The sequence below is a fragment of the Frankia sp. CoWAU3 genome, from assembly GCF_977971855.1.
Map to the genome: position 1 here is coordinate 1 of NZ_CDWWXB010000232.1, position 4,436 is coordinate 4,436.

The 4,436-nt window shown below is 69.7% G+C and carries 3 protein-coding genes and 2 pseudogenes; all 5 read left to right on the forward strand.

The window, feature by feature from the left end; all coding sequences use genetic code 11:
* Positions 1-480 precede the first annotated feature (480 nt).
* Positions 481-1,647: an ADP-forming succinate--CoA ligase subunit beta gene (gene sucC / locus AC08ON_RS16035; protein WP_011435104.1), complete on the forward strand. Its 1,167-nt coding sequence runs from the start codon at positions 481-483 to the stop codon at positions 1,645-1,647.
* A 25-nt stretch (positions 1,648-1,672) separates the two neighbouring features.
* Entirely contained in the window at positions 1,673-2,545 is an 873-nt protein-coding gene (gene sucD / locus AC08ON_RS16040; protein ID WP_011435105.1) for a succinate--CoA ligase subunit alpha, read from the forward strand.
* Between the two features lie 185 nt (positions 2,546-2,730).
* Positions 2,731-3,483: a hypothetical protein gene (locus AC08ON_RS16045; RefSeq protein ID WP_476608345.1), complete on the forward strand. Its 753-nt coding sequence runs from the start codon at positions 2,731-2,733 to the stop codon at positions 3,481-3,483.
* 185 nt (positions 3,484-3,668) lie between these two features.
* A pseudogene (locus AC08ON_RS16050) lies at positions 3,669-3,938 on the forward strand (DUF6350 family protein); the annotation flags it as partial.
* 287 nt (positions 3,939-4,225) lie between these two features.
* Positions 4,226-4,436: pseudogene (locus tag AC08ON_RS16055) on the forward strand (DUF6350 family protein); the annotation flags it as partial.

Here is a 4,436-nt window from a genome sequence, read left to right on the forward strand (position 1 = left end):
TTGCCCTGAACCTCCTCCGCCTCCGCGGAGTCCGAAAAGTCAAGGAAACCCTCGAACACATCGCCGGAGACCGCCGCCGGGCACTCCAGTTCATAGCCACTTAGCGCAACAGACCGTCACACCACGCGACCTTCGCGCAGCCCTGCACGGGACGGCCTAGGGCAGGTCCCGGCGGTCACGCTCAGCGGCTCCCGGCGGACCCGCGCTCTGAGGGCGGCGAGGCGGAAGCCACCCTCGGTGCGACAGGTGTCCACCTCATTTGTCCTGTATCTGTCCTGTATCGACGACCCTGCCGGGTCCCCGGAGCGGGTCGAGGGATGCGCCGGACCGGCCCGCTCGATCCCACCCGCGGGCCGCCAGCGACGGCGGTGGTGCACGGCGCGTGGCGCGCGCCGTAACGCCCTCGTCAGTAGGCTCGCAGGCGTTCTGTGCAGCTCTACGTATCCCAACCCGTAACGACCGCATCCGACTGGACGGACCGTGGATCTTTTCGAATACCAGGCGAAGAAGCTGTTCGCCGAACATGGCGTACCGGTGCCCACCGGGAAGACCGCGACCACCCCCGAGGAGGCCCGCGCGATCGCCACCGAGCTCGGTGGCAGGGTCGTCGTCAAGGCGCAGGTCAAGACCGGAGGCCGGGGCAAGGCCGGTGGCGTCAAGGTAGCCGACGGGCCGGATGACGCCTTCGCGAAGGCGACAGCGATCCTCGGCATGGACATCAAGGGCCACACGGTCCACTCGGTGCTCGTCGAGGAAGCCAGCAACATCGCCGAGGAGTACTACGCATCCTTCCTGCTGGACCGGGCGAACCGCACCTTTCTCGCCATGGCCTCCCGAGAGGGCGGCATGGAGATCGAGGAGGTGGCGGCGACCAAGCCGGAGGCGCTGGCCCGGATTGCGATCGACCCGCTCAAGGGAGTCGACGCGGCCAAGGCTCGCGAGATCGCGGTCGCGGCGAAGCTGCCCGAGGCGGCTCTGGACGGCGCGAGCGAGCTGCTGGCCAAGCTCTGGACCGTGTTCGTCAAGTCGGACGCCACCCTCGTCGAGGTCAACCCGCTGATCCTCACCGGTGACGGCCGGGTCGTCGCCCTCGACGGCAAGGTCAGCCTGGACGACAACGCCGACTTCCGCCACCCGGAGCACGAGGCGTTCGTCGACGTGGCCGCGGTGGACCCGCTGGAGCAGAAGGCCAAGGAGAAGGGCCTCAACTACGTCAAGCTCGAGGGCGAGGTCGGGATCATCGGAAACGGTGCCGGCCTGGTCATGTCCACCCTCGACGTGGTGACCTACGCCGGGGAGGAATTCGGCGGCAAGCGCCCGGCGAACTTCCTCGACATCGGCGGCGGTGCGTCCGCCGAGGTCATGGCGAACGGTCTGTCGATCATCCTTGGTGACCCGGCGGTCAAGAGCGTCTTCGTCAACATCTTCGGTGGCATCACCTCCTGCGACGCGGTGGCCAACGGCATCGTGCAGGCCCTGAAGATCGTCGGCGACGTCAGCACCCCGCTGGTGGTGCGCCTCGACGGCAACAACGCCGAGGAGGGCCGCCGCATCCTGGCCGAGGCGAACCTGCCGGTGGTCAAGCCGGTCGACACGATGGACGGCGCGGCGAAGCTCGCCGCTGAGCTCGCCGCGGCCGCGGCCTGACCTGGGCGAAGGGGATTGCGAACCGATGGCTATCTGGCTTGACGAGAACAGCCGGGTGGTGGTGCAGGGCATCACCGGCTCGGAGGGCAGCAAGCACACCCGCCGCATGCTCGCCGCGGGCACGAACGTCGTCGCCGGCGTGAACGCGCGCAAGGTGGGCCAGCAGGTCGAGGGCGTGCCGGTGTTCGGCTCCGTCGCCGATGCGATGGCGCAGACCGGCGCCAACGTCTCGGTGATCTTCGTTCCGCCTGCGTTCACCAAGGACGCGGCGATCGAGGCGATCGACGCGGCGATCCCACTCGCGGTGGTCATCACCGAGGGCGTGCCGATCCACGACACGACCGAGTTCTTCGCCTACTCCCGGTCCAAGGCGACGACGCGGATCATAGGGCCGAACTGCCCGGGTATCGCGAGCCCCGGTCTGTCCAATGCCGGCATCATCCCGGCCGACATCACCCCCGGCGGGCGCATCGGCCTGGTCAGCAAGAGCGGCACGCTGACCTACCAGATGATGTACGAGCTGCGGGAGTTCGGCTTCTCCACCTGTGTCGGCATCGGTGGCGACCCGGTCATCGGCACCACGCACATCGATGCGCTCGACGCCTTCCAGGCCGATCCGAACACCGACGCGATCGTGATGATCGGTGAGATCGGCGGTGACGCCGAGGAGCGGGCCGCGGCGCACATCGAGGAGAACGTGACCAAGCCGGTCGTCGGCTACGTGGCCGGCTTCACCGCGCCGGAGGGCAAGACGATGGGCCACGCGGGCGCCATCGTGTCCGGTTCGTCCGGTACCGCGCAGGCCAAGAAGGAAGCCTTGGAGAAGGCCGGCGTCCGGGTTGGCAAGACCCCGTCGGAGACCGCCCGGCTGATGGCTGACATCATGCGGTCGTTGTAGGCCTGTCCTGATGCCGAGCCCCCGCGTCCCGCGGGGGCTCGGCATCAGGACAGGTAGGGGTCTCGGCCGCGGGGCTTCGGGACGGACATCTTCCCTTCGCTTCCGACGGCTGCAAGACTCCTGCATCGGTGCATCGACGACTCTCGTCCCCGCACCGACCGACCAGACGAAGTGGGGTTGCCGTCGTGGCACAAATCGGCGGTCGTAGCGTCGCCACCAACGACATCGGGGTGATCGCCTCCGGGGCGGTCACGTTCATCGTGAGCTTCCTGCCGTGGTATTCGGTGAGCCTGGGATTTTTCGGCCGCTCGGCGGAGGCCCACAAGAACGCCTGGGGGCTCGGGTTCAACTCCTGGTTCCCGGTGTTCCTGGTGGTCGTGGTCGCCGGTCTGGTGACGGCGCGCGTCGCCGCCAACGTCCGCATCCCGGACGTTGGTCCGGTCTCGATCCTGTGGATACTGCCAGCCGTCTCGGCATTCGCCGTCTTCCTGCTATTGATCAGATGGATTCGGTTCCCCGATGTGCCGAGCGGGGTGGATGCCGGGCCGAGTTTCGGGTTCTACCTCGCCTTGCTGCTGACGATCGTGCAGACCGTCTTCGGGGTGCTCACGGCGCTGGCGAGCGGAGCGCCCATTCCCGGCCGGCCGGGTGCCCGTCCCACCGGGCCCGGTCAGCCGGGCGCCTGGCCTCCGTATGGTGGTCAGCCGCCTTACGGCCAGCCCTACGGCCAGCAGCCCACACCCGGTTACGGTCAGCCGTCCACGGGGTACGGGCCGCCGCCGGGCTATGGGCCGCCCGCTGGCGGGTATGGGCAGCCGGTCCAGCCGGGCGGATACGGCCAGCCGTCGCAGGGTCATGGTCAGTCGCCCACGGGTTATGGCCAGCAGCCGCCTCCGCCGGGTGGTTACGGCCAGCAGGAGTCTCCTCCCGGTCGTTGATCCGATGCCCCGGCGAGTGGTTCATGACGGTCGCTCGGGGGGATGTGGCGTGGGGGATGCGGTGGGTCGACCTCTCCGGCCAACCATAACTATTCGTCCTACTTCGGGCATTTCCCGCGCCGACGACGGCGTGTTGTCCGCTGAGCCGCGCATCTGCGTGCGAGCGTCCTAACGTGCCCGCCTCCATGCAGCCGCCCCGACTGCCGCGACGCCTCACCGATCGGATCTGGCAGCGGGGCGGACGGCCCTTGGCGGAGGCGGTCGCCGCGTCGGCCGCGGGCCTGATCTTCATCGAATTCGTCGTTCTGGTTGTGTGGGGAGCCGACACCGGCTCCTCCACCGGCTCCTCCACCGGACCCGCCGCGGCTCTGCGCGTCGGAGCCGATCTGTGGCTTGCCGCTCACGGAACGACGCTGCGGCTCCCTGACGGGATCATCGCGTTCCGGCCGTTGGGCCTCGCCCTCTTTTCGCTGGCCGCGGCGCTGAGCGCGGCGCATCGGCGGGCGAGCGCGGCATCACTGCAGTCGCATGCCGTGCTCAACCGGACGCCCCTGGGCCGAGCGTCGCTGAACCGGGTCTCGCTCGGTCGGATGCCGCTGGGCCGGGTGTCGCGGTTGCGGCCCGCGCGGCTCGGCGGAGGGCGCCCCGCCGCTTCGGCATCGGACCCCGGGGACTCCCGCGGGGGCCGATGCCGGTCGGATGGCGCCGCCGGGGTCCCGTGGCGGGCGACGTCATCGGCGTCGTGGGCGCCCAGACTCTCTTCGTCGTGGTCGTCGCGGTCATCGTGCGCACGCATTCGGTACGGCCGACCCCCGGTTCCGCGGCGCTGGGGACGGCCGCGTTCGGGATACCGGCCGCCCTGCTCGGCGCGCTGGCCGGTCGCCATCGGCTGCGCACGGCATGGCGGATGCTGCACGTGATGCTGCGCGTCCCCCTGCTGTCCGGCGCGGCGG

What these genes read in the sequence shown, in the direction of transcription:
- sucD (WP_011435105.1), top strand. Translation starts at nt 1,673, where the DNA reads ATGGCTATCTGGCTTGACGAGAACAGCCGGGTGGTGGTGCAGGGCATC.